The organism is Pseudomonas sp. AC463 (genome assembly GCF_979253585.1).
The window spans coordinates 1-249 of the sequence record NZ_CEEDDZ010000966.1 but is presented as its reverse complement, the minus strand read 5'-3'; the positions used below and the strand labels follow the sequence as shown (position 1 = coordinate 249).

Below are 249 nucleotides of genomic sequence, written 5' to 3'. Positions count from 1 at the left end.
CCATTATGCCGCAGACGCCTCGGCCGTGGTCGAGCATCTGGACCTCACCGATGCCGTCCACATCGGCCACTCGACCGGTGGCGGAGAGGTCGCCCGCTACGTTGCGAAGTTCGGCCAGCCGCAGGGCCGGGTGGCCAAGGCAGTCCTGGTCAGCGCCGTACCGCCCCTGATGGTGAAGACAGAGGCGAACCCCGACGGGACGCCGATCGAGGTGTTCGACGGATTCCGCGCAGCGCTGGCCACCAACCG

The 249-nt window shown here is 68.7% G+C and carries 1 protein-coding gene; it reads left to right on the top strand.

The annotated features are described in order from the left end of the window. Positions 1-249: alpha/beta fold hydrolase (locus AC0IYH_RS33110; RefSeq protein WP_471838629.1), on the top strand; the 249-nt coding region annotated here is incomplete at both ends.